Origin of the sequence: Rothia aerolata (genome assembly GCF_014635585.1) — a bacterium.
Taxonomy (GTDB): Bacteria; Actinomycetota; Actinomycetes; order Actinomycetales; family Micrococcaceae; genus Rothia; species Rothia aerolata.
In genome coordinates this window covers 223,367-240,610 of record NZ_BMDC01000001.1, presented here as the reverse complement: position 1 = coordinate 240,610, position 17,244 = coordinate 223,367, and the positions used below count along the sequence as shown (strand labels likewise).

The following is a 17,244-nucleotide window of genomic DNA, read 5'->3' as shown; positions in this document are numbered from 1 at the left end:
TCAGCTCCCCCTCTCCACCGGGTGAGACTCTGATGTTGCCTCTCGATTAATGCGCTTTTGAACCTCCACGGTGCCCGAGACAAGATAAACCGCCCGGGTTTTTTCAAGCGGCCCCGGCTGGGCAACGAGGGTTTCAAGCTGGTCGAGAATAAAGCGCTGGCTGGGCTCATCTACGGAGTTCAGTGGCTCCGCCAGAACCAGGTGACTACGCTTCTGCGCCAGGGCGCGGGCCAGTGCCAAGCGCTGGCGCTGGCCACCGGAAAGGTTGGTGCCCTCTGAGGCAATACCGGCTTCAAAGTAGTCAGCCGGTATGTTCCCGCCCAACCGGCGAGCGATTTCCTCAGAGTCGGTAATGCGCAAGAGTTCTTCCGCCTCCCGGTCGCTCAGACCGCCGGTCCCCAGCTCCAGGTGCTGCCGAAGGGTTCCCGCAAAGATAGTGGGATTGGGCTCGCTCAGCAGCACCGCCGATGCATCGGGCAGCACCGCGCGCAGGTGGGCGGCAATCTCCTCGCTCATAGTCTGAGCAGTGACCCCCGCAGTTTTGGGGTTGAAATAGAGGACGCCGCTGGCCCCCTCTACCCCCTGCGGCAGGTAGGCGGGGGGAGGGATGGAAGCCGGTGAAACGGCGTCATCCTGCCCCTCATTCTGGCTACTCTCCGCCTGCCTCTCCAGGCGCTCCACGCGTTTGAGTGCCACTCGGGCGTTGCGCCAGTTAAAGAGGGTCATCTCCACGGCCCACAGCGGGCCCATCATCATAGTGATAATGCCGGTGACCGTAACCAGCTGGCTGGCGGGAATGTCAGGAACCCAGCTGCCGTTGAGCAGGCTACCGCGCAGGGCAAAGCCCACTGCCAGCAGGGTGATGAAGCCGATGAGGGAAACGCGCAGGGCCGAGCTCCAGGACTGGACGGATTCGTAGCGCATCTGGGAGGCTCGGACTTCCTCGGCGCTGGCACTGTAGCGGGTCATCATGATTCGCCCCGCCCCTAAACCAAGAATGGTGCGAATAGACGAGGCAATATCGGAGGCTTTGGAGGCGTTGAGGCCAATCTTGTCTCGGAAGACATCGGCGCGTTTTTCAAGCACCCTGGAGACCGCGGTGAGGGCAAGAACGGTGGCGAAAAACCCCAGCAGGGTGGTGCCAGCCACGAGAGGGCTGAGCAACCACAGCTGAACAGTACCGAAAAGCATAATCGGCACAGCCGCAGAAAGATCCAGCAGGGGCATGTACATGTTGGCGATGTTGCGGGCGTCCTTATTAATGAGGGCAATGATTTGGCCCGCATCAGACCGGCCGGCCACCCGCGAAATAAGGGCGGCGGTATGAAGTTTCCAGTCGCGCTCAATCATGTAGATGGTGCGGAAAGCAGTGCCATAGCCGAAGAGCTCATTAAAGGAAAGCAGAATAATCACGCCGCCCAGAAACCAGGTAAAGTTCCAGGCCAGCTCGCTACTCCCCTGCGAGTGCAAAGTGATGATATGCGCTACCAGGGCGGGCAGAGAAACAATTGCCGTACCCGCTAGAAGCTGGGTAAAAAAGGGCAGAAACCAGCGAAACCGGCTGTACCGGGCGTCGGGCGGAGTTAGCCTCAACCGCACCGGATCAGGCTTTTTGCCCTGCTGCTCTTCCGCTTTAATCACCACACCCAAATTTTATAGTCCCTTGAGTAGACTGGGAATATCATGAAAAAAATTCTCGAGTACCTCGACCCCAAACTTGCAGACAGCTCCAACCGTTACTTCCGCGGAGACTTCGCCTCGAACCCCCTGACCGGCGACGAAATCTACGAGGCTTTTCTTTCCTGGATTGCCGACCGCGGTATGGAGCTCTACCCTGCCCAGGATGAAGCGGTGCTCGAAATCGCCAACGGCTCCAACGTTATTCTGGCGACCCCCACCGGCTCGGGTAAGTCTACGGTGGCGGTCGCCGCACACTTTGCCGGTCTCGCCACCGGCCAGCGCTCCTACTACACAGCCCCCATCAAGGCCCTGGTCTCTGAGAAATTCTTTGACCTGGTGGAGATTTTCGGCGCTGAAAACGTGGGCATGGTAACCGGCGACTCCTCTATTAACGCCGACGCCCCGATTATCTGCTGCACGGCAGAAATCCTGGCGAACGTCGTCCTACGCGAAGGGGAAAACGCAGACCTAACCCAGGTCATCATGGACGAGTTCCACTTCTACTCAGACCCCCAGCGCGGCTGGGCCTGGCAGGCTCCCCTGCTGGACCTCCCCCAGGCGCAGTTTTTGCTGATGTCGGCGACCCTGGGCGATACCAGCCGCTTTGAGAAGGAGATGACGGAGCTGACCGGCCGGGAGTCCAGGCTGGTTACCAGCGTCACCCGGCCCATTCCCCTGCACTTCTACTACTCCACTGACACGGTGCAGGAGACCGTGGAGGAGCTGGTCTCAACCTCCCAGACCCCCATCTATATTGTTCATTTTTCGCAGCTACAGGCTATTGACGCCGCCACCGCGCTGATGAGCGTGAACATTGCCTCCAAAGAAGAGAAGGCCCGTATCAACCAGCTGACCGAGAACTTCCGTTTCTCAGCCGGTTTTGGCAAAACCCTGCAACGGCTGGTTAAAAACGGCATCGGGGTGCACCACGCCGGTATGCTCCCCAAGTACCGTCGCCTGGTTGAGCAGCTGGCGCAGGCAGGTTTGCTCAAGGTCATCTGCGGAACCGATACCCTGGGTGTGGGTATCAACGTGCCAATCCGCACCGTACTCATTACAGCTCTCTCCAAGTTCGACGGCCAGCGCACCCGCCGCTTGAAGGCCCGCGAATTCCATCAGATTGCAGGCCGTGCGGGCCGCGCAGGTTTCGACACCGCCGGCACCGTGGTGGTTCAAGCTCCCGAGCACGACATCGAAAACGAGCGCCTGGAAAAGAAAGCCCGCGAAAAGTTCAAGGGCGACGAGAAGAAAATCAACCAGTCTCTGCGGGGCAAAAAGAAGAAGCCGCCACAGGGTTTTGTTGCCTGGTCAAAGAAGACTTTTGAGCAGCTGGTAGAAGCCCAGCCAGAGCCCCTCACCAGTTCTTTTGATATTACCCACTCCATGCTGCTCAACATCCTCCAGCGGGAAGAAGACCCCTTCGCTGTTGTCAAGAAGTTCCTCACCCGCAATCACGAGCCGGTGGCCCGCCAACGTGCTCTGATTCGCAAGGCTCTGGGTATCTACCGCGAGCTGGTGGCCGGCGGCGTCGTCGAACGCCTGCCCGAACCCGACGAGTTCGGCCGCAGCGTGCGCCTGACCGTCTCCCTGCAAGAGAACTTTGCCCTCAACCAGCCCCTCTCCCCCTTCGCGCTGGCTTCGCTTTCGATGCTGGATCAAGAATCGGAATCATACGCTCTCGACGCTGTGTCTGTGATTGAGTCAACCCTGGAAAACCCCCGTCAGGTACTCAATATGCAGGAGAAGAAGGTCAAATCTGAAGCCCTGGCCGAGATGAAGGCGGAGGGCATGGACTACAACGAGCGCATGAACGAGCTCGACAACATCACCTATCCCAAGCCGCTAGAAGACCTTCTGGAACAGGCCTTTGAGACCTACCGCTCCGGTGCCCCCTGGATGGGCGAGTTCGAGCTAGCGCCCAAGTCTGTGGTGCGCGATATGTACGAGCGCGCCATGGATTTCGGCTCCTACGTGCAGTACTACTCGCTGGATCGCTCCGAGGGTATTCTGCTACGTTACCTCTCCGATGCCTATAAGGCGCTGCGGCAGACCGTGCCCTTATCCGCCCTGACCGAGGACCTCACCGACATTATTGAGTGGCTGGGCGAGATGATTCGCCAGACCGACTCCTCCCTGGTGGACGAGTGGGAGCGCCTGGCCAACGGTGAGTCAATCGAGGATTTGCGCGCTGATTCGCTGGAGGATTTGGTGGAGGAAACCGCCCCCGCCATTACCGCCAATACCCGCGCTTTCAAGGTGATGGTGCGCAACGCCATGTTCCGCCGCGTGGAGCTCTTTGCCGACGAGCGCGAGCGCATTCTTGGCGACTTGGACGGCGAGTTGTCGGGTTGGGATGCCGACCGCTGGGCCGATGCTATGGATGACTATTTCGACGACTACGACGATATTTTTACCGACGCCGCGGCACGGTCGCCGCAGCTGTTACAGATTGATGACGAAGTCGCTGCCCACCCCGGTGTGTGGAAGGTTCGGCAGGTGCTCTCTGACCCCGAGGATAACCATGACTGGGCTATTAGGGCAGAGATTGATCTTGCCGCTTCTGATGAGGCGGGGGCGCCGGTGGTGAAGATTGTGGATGTGGGGAACTAAGACCGCTGAGAAAATATAACAATATAGCGTTGTATTTATATTTATAACAATATATCGTTATAAATATGTTTGTGATGACAGTCGATCAGCGCAACTCATCAAAAAATGATGATCTCATTCCATATTTGGAACATGAACTGTTGCAAGAAAATACGGCCATTCATCCCCTGCGGGGCTTCCAGAGAACCGCAGGGGATGAAGCGCAAGCGGTTTTCGACGATCCCCACGATCTCTTGACCGCAACCCTGTTCTTAAGTAGACAGGGGCGGTGGCACCTTGGAATTGGCTCAGGAGAAATCGAAAAGCCCTTGCCCGAGAATACAAGAGAAGGTAGGGGCGCAGCTTTTGTACATGCTAGAAAAGCAGTGGAACGCGCCAAGAAATCGACTGCGCATATCGCTTTTGAGTCAAACAGCAGATACAGCAACCTGATCGAAGCAACTCTGCAACTGTTAATGAGTATCGAAGAAGACCGTAACGATTCATGGCAACAAGCAGGAGAACTCTACTCACAGGGCTTCACCCAAAAAGAAATTGCTCAAAAGTTAGACACCTATCAATCGGCCGTCAGTCGTTCCCTCAAGCTGGGGCATTGGAAAGAAACGCGCCGAATACTGAGTGAGCTTGAACCGCTGTTGGCAGAGGAAGTATAGATGTCCTTCCTACTTTATGTATCCCTTGCGCTCCTTTTGGCAGGGACTGTGCTGTGGTTCAGGTCGAAAGGAGCTCAGGCAGTCAAAGCTTGGTCGCTCATCCTTTTGCTCATAGCTGTGGTTATCGCGTCTACTTTTACACCGCCGCTTGAACCCCAAATCGTGGCTGTGCTCAGAGTATTGCTTGTATTCATTGGCTCTTTAGGTGGTTCAGTGCCGGCAATGTATTGTCTGGGACTACTCAAACCTCATCAGCAAGAAATGCCAGCTGAAAATCGGAACATACACGGTAAGCTCGGCCCTATTCCCCTTAAAGCAATATTCTCTGCACCTCATTCACCTGCAGAAGCCAGCGGCGGTGGACGTTTGATTGGGATTCTTGAACGCCTTGCAGTTGTACTAGCGCTCACCACATCCCAGGTCAGCCTACTTGCTGTCATTGTCGCAGTGAAGGGCTTAGCTCGGTACCCAGAAATCAAGTCAGGCCAGCTCACGGCCGAAAAATTCATTGTAGGAACTTTTTCTTCACTATTGTGGGCAGCCGGATGCGCAATGGCTACGGTAAATCTTGCCTAACACAGGGTTTGATGCGTCTTAGGGAGTGCCTCATCGCCCCTGTCTTTGGCATATTCGATTGGTGCAGAAAAGCGGTTTTCGGTTGCAAATTTGAAGCCGGAAACCGCTTTTCTGCACCGGTGATTTTTACAATGGAAACTAAGGCTACCCCACACCCCGTGAAAGGCAACTACCGTGACAGCTCCCCACCTTGCCAAGCTCAATCTGCCCCAGGCCAGCCACAGGGTTGGCGCCCAGCACACCATTGGCTCCTTCCAGCTCACAGACCACTGGTTTAGGGTGCCGCTGACCCACGGTCTGGTCTTTGGCAAGGGCGAGGAGGCATCCACAGACCATACCCGGGCGAACGAGACTATCCAGATTTATGCCCGGGAGGTCGTGAATACCAGCCCCGACCTCACCGTCTCGCCCGAGCGCCGTCCTTACATGATCTTTCTACAGGGCGGCCCGGGTGGAAAGTCACCCCGACCCGTAACCGACTCCGGCTGGGTGGCTGAGCTTTCCAAGACCCACCAGCTCATCCTGTTAGATCAGCGAGGAACCGGCAACTCAACTCCGCTCACCGCCAGAAATATCACCGAGCAGGGCACCACCGAAGAGCAGGTCAGCTACCTTGAGCTCTTCCGCGCTGACTCCATTGTTGCTGACGCCGAAGTGGTCAGGGATTTTCTAACACAGGGCAGGGCGGATAAACGTTGGTCTACCATGGGCCAGTCCTACGGCGGCTTTCTGACCCTGAGCTACCTGAGTTTTGCGCCGGAGTCGGTGAAAGATTCGCGGATGACGGCGGGGCTGGCACCGATTCGAGCGAAGGTGGACGACGTCTACCGCTCCACCCTGCAGCGGGTAAAAGAGCGGAACGAGGAATTCTACGGCTGGTACCCCGAAGACCAAGAAAGGGCCGCTCAGATTGCCGATTTCTTGCGGAAGAACACCGTTTACCTACCCACCGGCGAGCGCCTCACCGACCACCGTTTTCAGATGCTGGGGCATTTCTTGGGTGGTAACGGTAGAGTGCACGGGCTGCACTATGTTCTTGAGTCGGCTTTTGCTGAGGGGGAAGAGAGGCTATCGAGTCAGTTTTTAGCGGCGGTGGGGGCAGAGGTTTCCTTTCAGGCTAACCCGCTGTACGGTTTGATGCACGAGACAATTTATGCTGATGGCCCCGCAGGTTCTGGCTCACCCAGTGCAGGTGCTACCGGCTGGTCTGCTCAGCGTATGGCGGCGGAGAGGCAGGATTTTAGTCCCGAGGCGGAGACCCTGCTCTTTACCGGCGAGCATATCTTTGACTGGTACTACCGGGAGGATCCTGCGCTGGTGCCTCTGGCCGATGTTGCTCAGGCGCTGGCGGAGAAAGATGACTGGGGCAGGCTCTATGACCACTCTCAACTGGCCCAGAACCAGACTCCGCTGGTAGCCGCCGCCTACACCCCCGATATCTATGTAGACTATGAACACTCCATGTCTACAGCCAGCTGGGTTGGCAGCACTCGCGTGTGGACGTCGGAGACCCACCATCACGATGGCTTGGGGGTTGATGGTCCGGCAATCCTTGAGCACCTGAAGAATCTTCTGGCCGATTAGGGGAAAATTAGACACTGTGATTACTCGCGCACAATTTTTTGGAGGGTCCGCGCTGGGGTTGGTGGCGGCGTCCTTGGCGGCTCCTGCCCACGCGGCTGAGTTGCACGACGACGGCGCTGCGACGCTGGTTCTCGCGACCGAGCACGGCATAGCCGCTGGGGATAACTCCCCCGTTAACGGCAAGGTCAACGACCTTATTAATGAGCTGGCGGCCCGGGGAGGCGGAACTATCATTTTTCCGCCCGGAATTTACCGGGTTGATTCGAGCGGTATTGAGCTGAAGAACCAGGTTTCTATTATCGGTTTGGGCGAGGCCACCCAGTTTCAGCCGGTAGGTGACTGGAAGGAGCTTGCCGGAGTCTTTCGTATCGGTAGCGACACCGAGAATAATTCCGAGCCGGTTTTCCGCACCGGCCTGCACAATTTTTCTATCAAGCCGGGTACCGACCCTGTTCAGCACTCAGACCCTATTCCCAACACGGTCGGAGTTCTCTTCAATACCTATAACGGCGAAGACCCCGGTGAGCCCGACGCCGCCCACCGCATCTCGGGGCTGACCCTCTGGGATCTCGATATGGGAATCAAGCTCAAGGGTAAAGATGACCAGGGTTGCCAGGTGACCAATATCCGCGGACGCCGCTTTCTCAGGACGGCGCTGACGGTGGGAGACCTCGACCGTGAAGGTGGTGCCGACAACAGTTTTCAGATGATTGACTTCTCTTCGGCCAACCTGGCTCGGCTCGATGCTGCCTGCGTCGAGGTCTACTCCGCTAACTGCTCCTTTTCCCAGGTCAAAACCTGGTATTCCAAGCGTTCTCTGGATTTCTCAGAATCTCTTAAGGCCGGAGCCGGGTTCTTTGTACGGGCCACACGCAATACCTTTAGCCAGTGCGATGCCCAGGATAACGGCGGCCACGGCTTTGTTATTGCCCTAGGCGACAACGGCTTCACCAACTGCATTGCTGACTCCAACGGCCACGCCGATAACCTCTCGCAGGCCTCCCACCAGAGCGACGCTCACGGCTTTCACCTTGAGCGCGAAGCCGAGCGAGTTCAGCTTCTTGGCTGTCAGTCCTTTAACAGGTTGCGGGAGGCCCCTGGCCAGGCGGTGGGCTTTTGGGTATATCCAGACAACACCTCGGTCACCCTCATTGGCTCCGCCGCCCGCAACACCCAAGAACAGGTGAGCGCGGGCAAGCTTCCTGAAAGCCGCTTGCTCATTCTCGAATAACCCACCGCGCTCTCTGCTCACCCCACCCCTTAAAGCCGAAGCCCCGCCGTCCTTACTTCTCAAGCAAGGACGGCGGGGCTAAAGTCTGCGCGGAAACCTCCGCGCTGTCGAATCGGTTGGTTAGCCGTTCATGTAGCTTGCGTGCTCGCCGCGAGCGCGCTCCACCAGGTTCTGGTACTCGGTCTCAGACTCGATGAGTTCGTCGCGGTACTTCTGGGGAACCTTGCGGGACTTGGCGGTAGCCTCGTCGAGCTGGGCCTGAATCTTCTGGCGCTCCTCGGTGGAGGCGTCGTCGGGAAGGTTCAGGTACTTCTCGGAGAGGTTGCGGGTCTTCTGGATAGCTGCCAGGGCCTTGCCCTTGGGTGAGTAGAGGGAGGCCAGCACGGTCAGTGCCAGAACCACCACGATGAAGGTCAGCGAGAAACCAATGGTTACCTCGGGTACGTGAATCGGCTGACCGTCGTTGATGAAGGGCAGGTTGTTCTCGTGCATAGCGTGCAGCAGCAGCTTCACACCGATGAAGGCCAGAATCAGCGACAGGCCCCAGGAGAGGTAGATGAGGCGGTCCAGCAGGCCGTCGATGAGGAAGTAGAGCTGGCGCAGACCCATCAGAGAGAAGGCGGTGGCGGTGAAGACGATGTAGGCGGACTGGGTCAGACCGAAGATTGCCGGAATTGAATCCAGGGCGAAGAGAATGTCGGTACCGCCGATAGCCACCATCACCAGCAGCATGGGGGTCATAACCTTCTTGCCGTTTTCGATGGTGAAGAGCTTGTCACCATCGTAGTGGTCGGTGGTGTGGAAGAGCTTCTTGGCCAGGCGAATGATGAAGTTGTTGGCTTCGTCGTCTTCGTCCTTGTCGGTGACCTCATCCTTGATGAGATTACCGGCGGTGTAGATCAGAATCAGACCGAAGAGGTAGAAGATCCAGGCAAACTGGTTGATGAGGGCTGCACCGATGAAAATAAAGACGGTTCGGGCAATCAGGGCGAAAACGATACCGAAGAGTAGCACCTTCTGCTGATCTTCACGGGGCACCTTGAAGGAGGCCATGATAATCAGGAAGACGAAGAGGTTATCTACCGACAGGGCCTTCTCGGTGATGTAGCCACCGTAGTATTCAGCGGCGTAGGTGGGGCCGTCCATCCAGAGGATGACCAGGCCAAAGAGCAGGGCGATGCCTACGTAGACAGCAGACCAAATGGCCGCTTCTTTGATGGTTGGTTCGTGCGGCTTGCGCACGTGGAAGAAAAAGTCATACGCCAGCAGGCCAAGGATGACCACCAGCGTAATTGTCCACTGAAACCCAGTAATTTCCATTATGGGAGCCTTTCTTGTGGGTTGGATTTGCCAATTGCCACAAGTCTCTCCCGCCCTCACTTCAAGGCATGTTCTTCCGGAAAAACGCCCTCGGTTTTCGTGCTGACGAAAGAACAGTTTGTGGGATACTCCCTTGCTCGTTGAAATAGTCTACATGACTTAGCTCGCCTACTGAGTAAATAGCGGGTGACTTCACTGCGGAGTAGCTGAGTTCTTGCTTACAGCCAAGGCCGCAAGGGGCCACATATCGTTCACTTTTCCCCTGAAATCAGGCAAAAAGTGAACGATATGTGGCCCCTCGCGGAGGATAGTTACTTGCCCTGGGCAGCCTGCTCATTCTTAGAGGCCGCAGTGAAACGCTTACCGGTAAAGCTGCCTTGCTCTGCCTCATCAACAATGGCAATAGCGAAATCTTCAGCAGAGACGAACTGACCTACCGCCTCATCTGAGCCCAGAACAACCTCGCCGGTTCGCACACCGGGAGCAATCACGGGTGAAGGGGAAATCATAGACCACTTCAGCTCCCCTGCCTCAGCGATATAGCGGTCGTAGACCTTGGCGAAAGCAGAAGCCTCTGCCAGGTAGGGGTTGTCTTCGGTCCAGTTGGTGTAGGCTTGCGCGCCGTTCTCATAGAGAGAACCAGCGCCGCCCACCACCAGGAACCGGCCCTGCGGAGCTGCGGCGATCAAATCCGCGTGAGCCTGAGAGACCTCAGAGTAGTCAAGGTTTGCCCGGTCGCCGGTCACGGTAATCACGGTGAAGTCGTGGCTATTAATGACGGCGGTGGTTTCGGCGGTGTTGGCTAGCTGAAGTTTGTGCGCGGTGGCTCCCTCAACTTCCTTACCTGAGCGGGTATAGGCATCAACCTCATGGCCGCGAGCCACAGCCTCTGCTACCACGCGAGAACCAACCATGCCCGAAGCACCGATCACTGCAATCTTCATCATCTTTCCTTTCCTGTTGTGGGCTTTCGCCCCTTGATATACTCAATAGTAACTTTTAGGAACTAGGTACCTCAACGTAACTATTGGAAGAAAAATGGAAAAATTTGAATTCGCCCCCAACATTCTTAACGCCGCCTGCCCCTCCCGCACCGTTTTGCGCCACCTCACCGACCGCTGGACACCCATGATTGTTGCCGTGCTCTCCCAGGGCACAGCCCGGTTTGGCGACCTTAAGAGTCAGATTCAGGGAATCTCCCCCAAGGTACTCACCGAGACTCTTCGCTCCATGGAACGCGACGGCCTGGTGAGTCGAACCGTTACAGCCAGCGTGCCCGTCAGGGTTGATTACACCCTCACCGACCTGGGAGCTACCCTCATTGAGCCCATGTCTACCCTGCGCGCCTGGGCCGAAACCCACCTAGCTGAGGTAGAGGCCAACCGCGAGCGCTACGACGCCCAGCAGGCTTCGTAGAGCGGGCACTTTAAAGACGAGGACGCCGCCACCCGACTCCCCTGCCCTCAGGCAGGAAAGCCGCGCGGCGGCGTCCTTCAAGAAGCACCCCTCAACCAATGTGCCCCGCGGGGCGGAAGGCTCCCTAGAAGCTCTCTACACCGTGGCGGTCGAGGATTTCACCGAAGGGTTCCAGACCCTCAGCTTCAAAGTGCTCAACGAACTCGTTGAAGTCCTCAATCACGGCGGGGTGGCCGGTGCGGCGGTGCGGGAACTGTTCAACCGGCAGCAGACGGTCATTGGAAATCTTGATGTCCACCAGAACCGGCTTGCCTTCGCGAGTCACAGCCTGTGCCGCTTCGAGGGTAGACTTCAAATCCTCCGCCTTATCAACGGTGAAGCCGCGAACGCCAAAGCCTTCAGCTACCTTGGCAAAATCAACATCGGAGAGATCAATACCGGAGTGGGGCTGGTGGGTATCGTCCTGCTCAGCCTCGATAAAGCCCAGGGACTTATTGGTGAAGACAAGGTTCATCACCGGCAGCTTGTGCTCTGCCTGGGTAATAATGTCGGGAATGACCATAGCTGAGGCGCCGTCGCCGGAGAGAGTCCACACCTCGCGGTCGGAGTACTCAAGACCGGCAGCAATACCTGCGGGAAGACCAAAGCCCATAGTGGCATACAGCGGTGAGGTCACCTGGCGGCGATCCTTACCCAAATCCAGCAGGCGGGCAACGGCGATGTTGACATTTCCAACATCTACACCAAAGACAGCGTTATCAGCCGCCATCTCATTGATCAGCTTGTAGGTGTACTCAAAACCAATGGTTCCCTCAGTGCGGGCAGCACGCTCAGCAATCCAGGCCTCCCACTGCTTCTTATCTTCAAGAGCAGCCTCGAACCAGGCGGTGTGGTCAACGCCGCGCTCGGTGTAGCGCTCGCCGTCATTACCGTAGCGCTCCTTGGCAGCTGCCAGTAGCTGACGCAGGAAGGTGGGAACGTCTGCGATGATACCCAGGGCGGTCTGATGGCGGGCACCAATCACCGAGGAACGCAGGTTGACGTCCACAAAGGTGGCATCCTGGGAGAACATGGGGAACTCGAAGTTAGTTCCGGCGAAGAGAACAAAGTCAGCCGCCCGAGCTACGTCCACACCCGGCTTGGTGGCCAAACGGCCGGTGGAGTGCATGTAGAAGTCTTCGTCGCCCTCTAGAATTTCCTTGGCCAGGTAGGTGGCAGGCATGGGTAGCTTGAGAATCCGACCCAGTTCACGCAGCTCGTCAGCGGCACCGTTCACACCCCGACCGAAGTAAATGATGGGGCGGTGGGACTTCTCCAGCAGGTCCAAAACCTCCTGAACATCCTCCTCACGAGCCGGCTGCTCCCACTGGTTGGTGCGGTAGGTCTGGGCCGAGGACTTGTAGGAATCCTCAATTTCAGCCCAGCCGAAGTCCTTGGGAATTACCACAACCGCGGGGCCCTTCTTCTCGTAGGCAGTGCGGATAGCGGTATCAATCACCTGGGGCAGCTGCTCCGCCGTCATCACGGTGCGGTTGTAGACGCTGGCGTCGGCGAACATGGGGTTCTCCGGCATCTCCTGGAAGTAGTCGGTGTTCATTCGAGATGAGGGAACCTGACCAATGAGAGCCAGCACCGGAATATTATCTGCCTTGGCGTCGTAGAGGGGGTTGACCAGGTGGGCAGCGCCGGGGCCTGCCGAGCCAATCATCACGCCCACGCGACCGGTTAGCTTTGCTTCGGCGACGGCGGCCAAACCGCCCACTTCTTCATGACGAACGCCGATGTAGTCGATCTTGTCACGCCAGTTGTGAATTGCGTTCATGGTGGAGTCGAAGGAGCCGCCGGGCAGGCCGTAGATTCGCTTAATGCCCCATTCGTGCAGAACCTTCATGAGTGCATCTGAACCGCTGATTTTAGCCATGGTCCTCATCTTCTTTCGTGAGTGGTGGTTTTCTTTTATGGCTTCAGCTTACACCAAAATTACTTTACAAATCAAATAATTTTGGGGTGTGATGGTGCAGACACAATCCGCGGTGCGGTCCCTATTTTAGGCGTGACCAGCCTGCTGCATCTGCCGCAGTTCCTTCTTCAGATCCGCCACCTCATCGCGCAAGCGAGCTGCCAGCTCAAACTGCAGTTCCTCGGCGGCCTTCATCATCTGAGCGCTCATCTCTTCAATCAAATCCATGAGGTCCTCAGCCGGGGCAGCCGCCAGGCCATCTGCCCGCACGCGTGCCTCAGCCCGGGCCAGAACCTCGTCAGCCTCAGGTGTAGAAGTAGCAACCTTCTTGCCCTTCTTCTGAACCGGCGCCGTCTTGCCCGAAGCTTTCTTGCGCTGGGCCAGCAGCTCAGAAGTATCCTCTTCCTCACGCGCCAGCTGGTCGGTAATATCAGCAATCTTCTTCCGCAGCGGCTGCGGATCAATACCGTGCTCAAGGTTATAGGCCTGCTGAATCTCACGACGGCGGTTAGTCTCGTCAATGGCGGTGCGCATGGAGTCGGTTATCTTATCGGCATACATGTGCACCTGGCCCGAGACATTTCGAGCCGCACGACCAATGGTCTGAATCAGGGAGGTAGTCGAGCGCAGGAACCCCTCCTTATCGGCGTCCAGAATCGCAACCAAAGAAACCTCGGGAAGGTCCAGACCCTCGCGCAGTAGGTTAATACCCACCAGCACGTCGAAGGAACCCAGGCGTAGCTCGCGCAGAAGCTCCACGCGTTTGAGGGTGTCCACGTCGGAGTGAAGGTACTGCACCCGCACCCCGTGCTGGGATAGATACTCGGTTAGGTCTTCTGCCATACGCTTGGTCAGCGTGGTTACCAGCACGCGCTCGTCCTTATCAACGCGCACCCGAATCTCCTCGAGTAGGTCATCAATCTGCCCCTTGGTGGGCTTGACGATTACCTCGGGATCAATTAGGCCTGTGGGGCGAATAATTTGCTCCACGTAGCCATCAGCCTGAGACAGTTCATACTTGCCCGGGGTCGCCGAGAGGTAGACCGTCTGGCCAATACGTTCCAGAAATTCGTCCCACTTCAGCGGGCGGTTATCCATAGCCGAGGGCAGGCGGAAACCAAACTCCACCAGGGTGCGCTTACGGCTCATATCGCCCTCGTACATACCGCCAATCTGGGGAACGGTCACGTGGGACTCATCGACAATCAGCAAAAAGTCATCAGGAAAATAATCCAGCAGACAGTGCGGGGCTGAGCCCGCCGGGCGACCGTCAATATGGCGGGAGTAGTTCTCGATGCCGTTGCAGAAGCCCATCTGCTCCATCATCTCTAGGTCATACTGGGTGCGCATGCGCAGGCGCTGGGCCTCAAGCAGCTTGTTCTGGCTCTCCAAAACCTCCAGCCGGTCTGCCAGCTCGTCCTCAATGGACTTAATCGCCTTGGCCATACGCTCGGCACCGGCAACGTAGTGCGACGCCGGGAAAACATACATCTCAGTTTCTTCGCGGATAATCTCACCGGTCAGAGGGTGCAGGGTATAAATCGACTCGATTTCATCGCCGAAGAACTCAATGCGAATCGCGTTTTCCTCGTACATGGGAATAATTTCCACGGTATCGCCACGCACCCGGAAGGTGCCGCGGTGAAAGTCCACATCATTGCGCACGTACTGCATGTTCACGAACTGCCGCAGCAAATCGTCGCGGTCAATCTCCTCCCCCTGCTTCAGGGTCACCATCTGCGCGATGTACTCTTCGGGGGTACCCAGGCCGTAGATGCAGGAGACTGTGGAGACAACGACGACGTCACGGCGGGTCAGCAGCGCGTTGGTGGCTGAGTGGCGCAGACGCTCGACTTCCTCATTGATAGAGGAGTCTTTTTCAATGAAGGTATCAGTCTGGGGAACGTAGGCCTCAGGCTGGTAGTAATCGTAGTAGGAGACAAAGTACTCCACCGCGTTATTGGGCAGAAGTTCCCGCAGCTCGTTGGCCAGCTGGGCAGCCAGGGTCTTGTTCTGCACCATCACCAGGGTGGGGCGCTGCACCGATTCAATGAGCCATGCCGCGGTAGCCGATTTACCGGTACCGGTAGCACCCATGAGCACAATATCTTTTTCGCCGTTATTGACCCGCTCGGTCAACTCGGCTATAGCCTTGGGCTGGTCGCCCGCTGGCTTGTAGTCAGAGATTACTTCAAAGGGCGCTACAACACGTTCAATCTTCTGGGCAAGACTCATGCCTCTAGCTTACAGGCGCGGGGCGAACCTCTCTATGGTGTTTCACCGTCAGGGCAAGCGCGCCCGCTATCACGCGCAAAAACCGCCCGGCGGCGTCCTTGAGGCAGGACGGCGCCGGGCGGCTCATACTCGATTTTCAGCTGTGCGAGGGGCTAGTACTTCTTGCGCTGACCAGATCTGATATTGACCGAGGGGGCATCATTCTGACCGCGAACCGTGTGGGTTGCCCCGGTGTCCGGTGAAGAATTTTTCTTGTGCTTGGCGGCGTCCTCAGCAATATCCTCAGCGGTAATCACCTGAATTTGGCCGGTGTTGGGAACCAGAGACTCATATTCAGGCTCGGTACCAACCTCGTATTCAGGGCGCATCACAACTTCCTCCACCGAGGAATGATCTTCCTGAGCACGGCGGTGGTACTCCTCAATGGGGATTACCTGCTTCCACTGGCGGGTGCGCATGGGAGGCAGCTCGCCGGCGTCCTCCCGCAGAGCGCGCACAATCATCCACATCTGTAGATAGCCCAGCACAAAGACCGGAAGACCAATCACGATAATCACGTTCTGCAGGGCGTTGAGACCGTTATCTCCGGAGAACATCAAGATAATGGCACAGACCAGACCAATGGATACCGCCCAGAAAACGCCCTGGCGCTTAGGAGCCGGATCTTCATGGCCGTTTGCCATAGCGTCCATCACCAGCGCCGCCGAGTCAATGGAAGTGACGAAGAAGAGGGTAATGACGATTAGAGTCACCGCCGCTACCAGCCCATAGGCGGGGAAATGGCTGAGGAACTCGAAGAGAGCAGCGGGAATATCTCCCTCTTCTACCACGGTCTGCACCAGGGTGCCGCCCTCGTTTTCTTCAATGTGGAAAGCCGACAGACCAAAAACGCCAATCCAGACCATAGTGAAGAGGGTCGGGCCCGACAGCGCAGCAATAATGTACTGGCGGATGGTGCGGCCCTGCGAAATCTTAGCCACGAAAAGTCCCACGAAGGGGGCCCAGGTAACGGTCCATGCCCAGTAGAAGACGGTCCAGGATCCAATCCAGCCGGTGTCATTGAGGGCATCGTTGAAGAAGAGCATCTGCGGTAGCTTCTGGGCGAAGTAGCCGATGGATTCAATGGTGCCGTTAATGATGTAGCGCGATGAGCCCGCCATGAGGATAAAGAGCATCAAGGCGATAGCCATCAGAATATTGACGTAAGAAATCATCTTCACGCCCTTATCCATACCGGCAACCACAGAGGTCACGCCAGCGGCGGTGATGATAGCGATAATAGCGGCCTGAATCCAGCTACCGTAGGGCACTCCGTACATGATATTGATACCGGAGTTAATCTGTAGGGCACCCAGGCCCACCGAGACGGCGATACCGAAAACGGTAGAGATAATAGCGATGCAGTCAATAGTTTTACCGATGGGGCCGTGAATACGCTCGCCCAGCAGAGGCTGGAAGACGGAGGAAACACGGGGAGGTAGCTTGCGCTTGTAGGTAAAGTAGCCGAAGGCAAGTCCCGGAACCAGAAGAATAATCCACACACCCAGGCCGATATGCCAGTCAGCAATAGACAGCGCTTCCATCATTGCCTGGTGGGACTGTGGCTCAACCCCCTCATAGGGCGGCCGCGCGTAGTGGGTAATCGGCTCTGCCGCACCCCAGAAGAGCAGCACAGCACCCACGCCGGCGGCAAACATCATGCCAAACCAGGCAAGACCAGAATATTCAGGCTCGGCATCGTCATCACCCAGCTTGATTCGACCAAACCGGCTGGTGGTCATATAAATCAGGAAGATGAAGAAAATGGCCACACCCAGAACATAGAACCAGCCCAGGTATTTGATGATGAAGGCCGCCATAGAGTCAAAGGCTGGCCCCACAGCATTGGGGAAGAGTGCGAACGCGATGGTAAAGAGAAGTACAAAACCTGCTGAGAAGAAGAAAATCGGTGGATTCGTTCTCAAGCCCAGCTTGTCATG

The 17,244-nt window shown here is 57.0% G+C and carries 12 protein-coding genes; 6 read left to right on the top strand and 6 right to left on the bottom strand.

Going from position 1 to position 17,244, the window contains the following annotated elements; all coding sequences use genetic code 11:
- Entirely contained in the window at positions 1-1,644 is a 1,644-nt protein-coding gene (locus IEV00_RS00990) for an ATP-binding cassette domain-containing protein (protein ID WP_188358479.1), read from the bottom strand.
- A 39-nt stretch (positions 1,645-1,683) separates the two neighbouring features.
- Here IEV00_RS00990 and IEV00_RS00985 point away from each other — a divergent pair, with 39 nt between their 5' ends.
- The 5 genes from IEV00_RS00985 (at position 1,684) to IEV00_RS00965 (ending at position 8,334) form a co-directional block, all read left to right on the top strand.
- On the top strand, positions 1,684-4,290 hold the full coding sequence (locus IEV00_RS00985) for a DEAD/DEAH box helicase (protein ID WP_188358478.1): 2,607 nt from the start codon (positions 1,684-1,686) through the stop codon (positions 4,288-4,290).
- A 74-nt stretch (positions 4,291-4,364) separates the two neighbouring features.
- Complete coding sequence (locus IEV00_RS00980) at positions 4,365-4,943, top strand: terminase gpP N-terminus-related DNA-binding protein (RefSeq protein WP_188358477.1); 579 nt, start codon at positions 4,365-4,367, stop codon at positions 4,941-4,943.
- Positions 4,944-5,519 (top strand): hypothetical protein, encoded by a 576-nt coding sequence (locus IEV00_RS00975; RefSeq protein ID WP_188358476.1) that lies wholly within the window; start codon positions 4,944-4,946, stop codon positions 5,517-5,519.
- Between the two features lie 174 nt (positions 5,520-5,693).
- Complete coding sequence (locus IEV00_RS00970; protein ID WP_229722999.1) at positions 5,694-7,103, top strand: alpha/beta fold hydrolase; 1,410 nt, start codon at positions 5,694-5,696, stop codon at positions 7,101-7,103.
- 16 nt (positions 7,104-7,119) lie between these two features.
- The gene (locus tag IEV00_RS00965) at positions 7,120-8,334 is read left to right on the top strand and encodes a glycoside hydrolase family protein (protein ID WP_188358475.1); all 1,215 of its coding nucleotides are present in this window, start codon (positions 7,120-7,122) and stop codon (positions 8,332-8,334) included.
- A 120-nt stretch (positions 8,335-8,454) separates the two neighbouring features.
- On the opposite strand, the gene IEV00_RS00960 is transcribed toward IEV00_RS00965, so the two are convergent.
- Together IEV00_RS00960 and IEV00_RS00955 are read right to left on the bottom strand one after the other, a co-directional pair.
- The gene (locus IEV00_RS00960; RefSeq protein ID WP_188358474.1) at positions 8,455-9,654 is read right to left on the bottom strand and encodes a TerC family protein; all 1,200 of its coding nucleotides are present in this window, start codon (positions 9,652-9,654) and stop codon (positions 8,455-8,457) included.
- A 311-nt stretch (positions 9,655-9,965) separates the two neighbouring features.
- The gene (locus IEV00_RS00955; protein ID WP_229722998.1) at positions 9,966-10,601 is read right to left on the bottom strand and encodes an NAD(P)-dependent oxidoreductase; all 636 of its coding nucleotides are present in this window, start codon (positions 10,599-10,601) and stop codon (positions 9,966-9,968) included.
- 91 nt (positions 10,602-10,692) lie between these two features.
- On the opposite strand from IEV00_RS00955, the gene IEV00_RS00950 reads away from it, so the two are divergent.
- Positions 10,693-11,070, top strand: a complete 378-nt coding sequence (locus IEV00_RS00950) for a winged helix-turn-helix transcriptional regulator (protein WP_188358473.1) — start codon at positions 10,693-10,695, stop codon at positions 11,068-11,070.
- A gap of 124 nt (positions 11,071-11,194) precedes the next feature.
- On the opposite strand, the gene spxB is transcribed toward IEV00_RS00950, so the two are convergent.
- From spxB to IEV00_RS00935, 3 genes are all read right to left on the bottom strand, one after another.
- Positions 11,195-12,991 carry a pyruvate oxidase gene (gene spxB / locus IEV00_RS00945; protein ID WP_188358472.1) on the bottom strand — a complete coding sequence of 599 codons (1,797 nt, stop codon included), beginning with the start codon at positions 12,989-12,991 and terminating at the stop codon, positions 11,195-11,197.
- A 126-nt stretch (positions 12,992-13,117) separates the two neighbouring features.
- Positions 13,118-15,265, bottom strand: a complete 2,148-nt coding sequence (uvrB, locus tag IEV00_RS00940) for an excinuclease ABC subunit UvrB (protein ID WP_188358471.1) — start codon at positions 15,263-15,265, stop codon at positions 13,118-13,120.
- A gap of 152 nt (positions 15,266-15,417) precedes the next feature.
- Entirely contained in the window at positions 15,418-17,229 is a 1,812-nt protein-coding gene (locus IEV00_RS00935; protein WP_229722997.1) for a BCCT family transporter, read from the bottom strand.
- Positions 17,230-17,244: the final 15 nt, after the last annotated feature.

Bases quoted from the DNA above. Each gene is read 5' to 3' on its own strand.
- spxB (WP_188358472.1), bottom strand. From the start codon at position 12,991: ATGGCTAAAATCAGCGGTTCAGATGCACTCATGAAGGTTCTGCACGAA.
- IEV00_RS00980 (WP_188358477.1), top strand. From the start codon at position 4,365: ATGACAGTCGATCAGCGCAACTCATCAAAAAATGATGATCTCATTCCA.
- IEV00_RS00960 (WP_188358474.1), bottom strand. From the start codon at position 9,654: ATGGAAATTACTGGGTTTCAGTGGACAATTACGCTGGTGGTCATCCTT.
- IEV00_RS00950 (WP_188358473.1), top strand. From the start codon at position 10,693: ATGGAAAAATTTGAATTCGCCCCCAACATTCTTAACGCCGCCTGCCCC.
- IEV00_RS00955 (WP_229722998.1), bottom strand. From the start codon at position 10,601: ATGATGAAGATTGCAGTGATCGGTGCTTCGGGCATGGTTGGTTCTCGC.
- IEV00_RS00975 (WP_188358476.1), top strand. From the start codon at position 4,944: ATGTCCTTCCTACTTTATGTATCCCTTGCGCTCCTTTTGGCAGGGACT.
- IEV00_RS00985 (WP_188358478.1), top strand. From the start codon at position 1,684: ATGAAAAAAATTCTCGAGTACCTCGACCCCAAACTTGCAGACAGCTCC.
- uvrB (WP_188358471.1), bottom strand. From the start codon at position 15,265: ATGAGTCTTGCCCAGAAGATTGAACGTGTTGTAGCGCCCTTTGAAGTA.